Raw genomic sequence first — 5,509 nt, 5'->3', positions numbered from 1 at the left:
TTCCGCAGCCCCTTACTTTCGGGGGGGATTACCCACTCTCGGCACGCCCATTACAGAAGTCGTGGGATAAGTCTGTCCGGAGATAGGGGAACCCTCACCGTCAGACCATTTGTGCAACAGAGCCTCGCAACAGGCTCATGCAACCCGAAGCCGTCGCAGCCTTCACCAAAGCATATGGGCTGGAGGCCAACGCGCAGCGCGGGTTTGCGAGTGCAGATCGGGGCCGTTTGCACTCGGAACGTGCAGCATTGGCCCGTAAGCTTGATGGCCTCTACGAAGCCATTGCGGACGGCCTACGCACACCGGGCCTAAAGGCTAAATTGGACGAAATGGAAGCCCGCCTGACACAGGTTGATCACGACCTTGAAACGCCAGAACCATCGCCAGTCCGGTTCCATCCAAATCTTGCAGACCTCTACCGACAAAAGGTCATGGACCTAGCAGCGACCCTGTCCGACCCCGATATCCGAACCCAAGCGCTTGAGACAATCCAAAGTTTGATCAGCTCTGTAAGCGTCAGTATCGGCACAGATGGCGTCAAAATTGAGTTGGAGGGGGCGATTACCATGATGATCGGTGTTGTCCAGAACGCAAAAAGCCCGCTTGGCAGCGGGCTCGACGCGGACATCGTTCACCGTTCGGTGAAAGTGGTTGCGGGAGGGGGATTTGGACACTGTTTCGCAAAAATGACGAATGTTTGGATTGCCCAATGAAAAGACTTTGCGGCCGCGCTAGGAACTCAAAACGACACGAAGAGACGGCAACGGTTAGTTGGGCGTAAAATTTGCCAAAACAATATTACTAAAGACAAACCATTGTGCTACCTTGCAAACAGTAGGCTTCCACGGCAAAATTAGAGATAATAAAAGGTCATTTGCCATGTCGTGCCAAAGGGAAAAATCTTGAGCTAGACGTCACAACGCAGCTCCACGGCCTCGCATGCTAGGGGAAGAAACCGACGAGACAGACCCTCGGCGTTTATGATGCATGCCGAAGCTTGGCCAACGCATTTGTAAGTTCCAATCAACCTTTGCGTTTGAAACTGAAACACGGGAATGTGAACGATGATACAGCAAACCACTATCGTCGTCGGCATTGGTGCGTCAGCGGGGGGAATACAGGCGCTTAAGGATTTTTTTAGCCATGTTCAGGATAATCCTGACATGGCGTTCGTCGTTGTAACCCACCTCAGTCCGACCCGTGAAAGCCATTTGCGCGAAGTTCTTAGTCACTTCACGACGCTTCCTGTTGAGGTCATCAAGGATGGCGACTTAGTCCGGGCCGGAGTCGTGCATGTCATGCCCGAACAGGTGTCTCTGTCCATCAGTGATGGGCGTCTAAGGTTAATGCAGGACGGCACAGCCAAGATCCAACGCAAGCCAATCGACTATTTCTTCCGCGCTCTTGCCATAGATCAAGAAGACAGGGCAGTCGGTATCGTGCTGTCGGGGTCTGGTGATGATGGCACACTTGGCGTGCAGGCTATCAATGCGTACGGGGGCGTCACGTTTGCGCAAGTCTCTAGCGGCAACGCGCTTGACTATCCGGACATGCCTAACAGCGCCCTGGCGAGTGGAGCGGTTGATTTTGCTCTTCCCGTTGAGCAGATGGCCGAAAAGTTGCGCGATCTGCATCAGGCAGCGTCGGCGCTTGGTTCCGGGTTGTTACGCGGGGAACTCAGCGCTCCAGAGTTAGAACAACAAGGCCTGCACGACAAAATTGCGAAGGTGCTGCAAGATTATTCAGGACAGGATTTCGCAGGGTACAAGAGCAAAACTTTCTTACGGCGTGTTGCCCGACGCATGCAGCTGGTTAATTCTCTGACGCCCGACGCATACCTAAAGCGGCTGGGCGAGGACCCGGAGGAGGTAAAGGCGCTCTTTCACGATCTGCTCATCAGCGTCACAGCTTTCTTTCGGGATGAAAGCGCGTTCGATGCCTTGAGCTCGCAGATACTGCCGTTGCTTATGGCAAATCGGGACGCTCAAGATACCATACGGGTCTGGGTGTCCGGGTGCGCGACGGGCCAAGAAGCTTATTCCTTGGCCATGCTGATCCAGGAAAATGTAGCGCCAGGCTGTGCTCAGCCAAAGGTTCGGATTTTCGCTACAGACATTGATGCGCCTGCGCTGGTCGTAGCTCGATCCGCCCGCTATTCGGACAACATGCTCGAAAACGTATCAAAAGAGCGTAAGGAGCGCTTTTTTCGCCCGGATGGGTCAAGCCACGTTCTTATTCCCGAAATCCGCGCTATGTGCATTTTCTCGCCGCACAGCCTGATAAATGATCCTCCGTTTTCCCAGATGGATCTTGTGTCATGTAGGAACCTTCTGATCTATCTCGGCCCTCGGCTTCAAGAGCAAGCCATCTCGACGTTTCACTACGCGCTAAAGCCAGGCGGATTTCTGTTTCTGGGCAGTTCTGAAAGTATAGGCCAACATGATCACCTGTTCACTGCCGTTGACAGGAAGCATCGGATTTTTCGCAACCTCGACCTTGGCGACCAGCGTCCTCGCATCCCGATCCCTCTGAAGGAGCTGCGTAAAGTTCCCCCCCAACTTGAACAGGGCCCCTACCCGCGGCACATGTCTGCTCATCTGGTGCGTCAACGAGCAGAACATCAGATCTTTGAACGCCACAGTCCGGCGCATGTGGTGATCCGTGCTGACGGTGACATCGTCTTTTTTTCGGCACTGACTGGACGGTTTTTCGATACGCCCCGAGGTGCGCCCAATAGGCAACTGTTTGAGACAGTTCGCCGAGAGTGGCGGCATGACATGCGCTTATCTTTGCGCAAGGCGATTGAAACCGGCAAACCCACGTCCCACACAACAATTTTGCCTGTTGACGACCCAGCGTTGAGCCTGACCGTTGTTATAGAGCCGCTTAAAGAGACCGAGGGTGGGGACTCTTTCTTTCTGGTCGTGTTCAGGCCAGTTGGTGACAGAATTGGCAGCAATCAGAAGACCAAAAACAGTGGAGAAGTGCAGGCGGACAAGGACGCCTCCGAGCACAGCTTCCTTGAGTTAAACGAGCGTTTGCAGTCAACAATAGAAGAATACGAAACCGCCCTGGAGGATCTGAGCACTTCACATGAAGAACTGGTATCAGTAAATGAAGAGGCCCAATCAACGAATGAAGAGTTTCAAGCCTCAAAAGAAGAAATGCAGTCGCTGAACGAAGAACTCAGCACTGTGAACGCTGATTTGACTGACAAGGTTGATGAACTCGGCAAGGCCAATACTGATTTGCGCGATTTGCATGACGCCACGGGGATTGCCATTATTTTTCTAAATCGGGACATGATGATCCGGAGCTTTACCCCGGCTGCTTCGCAGTTACTTCGTTTGCGCGATTCCGATATCGGCCGCCCGCTGACAGACCTTGCCTGCGCCTTAACATACCCTTTCCTGCAAGAAGCCATTCATGAGGTGTTCCGTACAGGCAATCCTGTCGAGGATCAGCTCCCCGAAAACAGAAATCAGGTCCACTATCTTGTAAAGACCGTCCCTTATCTAGAGGACGGCGCGACCACAGGGGTTGTCATCACTTTTGTTGATGTAACGTCCTTGGTTGAAGCCGACAGGCAGCAAATGTTGCTTGATGACTCTGCCAAACTCGATTCGGACTTTAAGAGCGCGCGCTTGACGGAGGTGAAAGCGGCCGACGCCCACAAGGCGCGATTGATGACGGTGCTGGCACATGATCTGCGCACACCACTTATTGCGATACTCAGCACGCTTGATCTGTTCAATCAGAAAACCAAGAAGTCGATCCATGATAGAATGCTGCATCGTCTGAAGGCTGAAGGCCACGGAATGCTGCAACTCATTGACGATGTGCTGGAGTTGGCAAGGCTCGGCGCGGGCGAGGCACGGCTAAGGCCAGCGCCCTTTACGCCGAGTGCTTTGCTAACGCAGATTGGCGATCTTATCCGATCGTCGGCGGATCGCCACGAGACCGAGGTCGTGGTTGAAGTCGATGATTTGCCCAATTTGTTGGGAGATGTGATGTCACTGCGGCGGATTTTGTTGAACTTTGCCACCAACGCGGCAAAGGCCACCCGTGGCGGCAGCATTCATCTTTCTGCCACGCGCGGTGCTGATGACCCGGACAATCCTACGGTAACATTTGCAGTTACCGACAGCGGCTGTGGCATCGCACCCGAGAATGTACCACGACTGTTTCGTGACTTTGGCATGCTAGAGCGCGACACCATCAGAAGGGAAGGCACCGGCTTGGGTCTTGCCATCTGCCGCAGGCTTGCCACGGCGATGGGCGGTGAAGTGGGTGTTGAAAGCTCGCTTGGTTCTGGATCGCGTTTTTGGCTGCGGCTGACGCTGCCCGAGTGCGATGGCGAAATCCCCATTCCCGAACGAGAGAAAAATGACCTCTCTGCTGTTTTTGCCGGCCTCAAGGTTCTGATCGCTGAAGATCACGAAATCATCCGACAAATGACATGTGTAAATCTGGCGCGCTTCGGCATGCTGCCGACCGAGGCCTGCGACGGTATCGTTGCCGTTGAATTGGCCGCGGCCGAGAAATTCGACGTGATCCTGATGGACCTGCAAATGCCACGCCTCAACGGAGGCGAGGCGGCATCCCGAATCCGTAACGGCGGCGGCCTTTCAGCCAATGCCCGGATCATCGGCATAACCGCGCATCAGATCCCCAAAGTCGCCATGATGTTAAGCAATATGGCTTTCGACGCTTGTATCCAAAAGCCGCTTAATTTTCAGCAACTTGCGGCTCTTTTGCTGGACGATATGCTGCCCCCGACGTTGCTTGACCCGACTACGTTGGTGGACTTCGACATTGAAAATCTAACCTCGATGTATGATATCGATGACGGCGTGCTGTTCTTTCGCACGTTAAATGGGTTTAGTACTGAGATCGAGGCGACCTGGACCGAGTTATCAGAGTTGATCGCCAAGCCTGACCTCCTCAAGGCTCGCCGATCGGTTCATAAATTCATCGGTTTTTGCGATATGGTTGGTGCCCGCACACTTTCCGCCGAACTGCACAAATTCGAAAATCTGATCCTAGATGAAGATCAGAAGGCGTTGGAAGCGGCTCTCGAACCGATCCATGACGTCCTGACCAAGACGCAGATTCAGGTACACCAAATGATTGAGGAGGGCGGTCGTTCTACAAGCGGTGAAGAAATAGTGTTGATTTCCACTTAGAAGTGAGCCGGTTTATCGAATAATTTCCACTGAGAATTGAGCCATGCGACCCTTCCCCCAGCGCGCTGCGCCACGGGGAGCAATGGAGTGATACACATGGGACTTTTGAACATAATCCGACGCATGTCTTTGCGCGAGAAGCTATCGATCCGGGAGATTTCGCGCCGGACTGGTTTGTCGCGCAACACGATTACGAAGCATTTGAACGCGGGCACGATTGAGCCGCAGTTCACGACGCCAGATCGGCAGAGCAAGCTTGATCTTTTTGCTGATAAATTGGCCGGATGGCTAAAAACTGAAGCTGGGAAGTCGCGCAAGCAACG

The 5,509-nt window shown here is 53.5% G+C and carries 3 protein-coding genes; all 3 read left to right on the top strand.

The features are described from left to right. Nucleotides 1–137 precede the first annotated feature (137 nt). Nucleotides 138–713 carry a hypothetical protein gene (locus BMY36_RS18720; protein WP_050518125.1) on the top strand — a complete coding sequence of 192 codons (576 nt, stop codon included), beginning with the start codon at nucleotides 138–140 and terminating at the stop codon, nucleotides 711–713. A 351-nt stretch (nucleotides 714–1,064) separates the two neighbouring features. Further along, nucleotides 1,065–5,186 carry a CheR family methyltransferase gene (locus BMY36_RS18715; protein WP_050518126.1) on the top strand — a complete coding sequence of 1,374 codons (4,122 nt, stop codon included), beginning with the start codon at nucleotides 1,065–1,067 and terminating at the stop codon, nucleotides 5,184–5,186. Nucleotides 5,187–5,273: 87 nt separating this feature from the next. Beyond that, on the top strand, nucleotides 5,274–5,509 hold a 236-nt coding region (locus tag BMY36_RS18710; protein ID WP_139194152.1), incomplete at its 3' end, for a winged helix-turn-helix transcriptional regulator.

The sequence above is a fragment of the Pseudorhodobacter antarcticus genome (genome assembly GCF_900110135.1).
GTDB lineage: Bacteria > Pseudomonadota > Alphaproteobacteria > Rhodobacterales > Rhodobacteraceae > Pseudorhodobacter > Pseudorhodobacter antarcticus.
Note: the sequence above shows the minus strand (reverse complement) of the source record. Positions and strands in the feature narration are given on the sequence as shown.

Coding starts and splice junctions, on each gene's coding strand:
- BMY36_RS18720 (WP_050518125.1), top strand. CDS start 138: ATGCAACCCGAAGCCGTCGCAGCCTTCACCAAAGCATATGGGCTGGAG.
- BMY36_RS18715 (WP_050518126.1), top strand. CDS start 1,065: ATGATACAGCAAACCACTATCGTCGTCGGCATTGGTGCGTCAGCGGGG.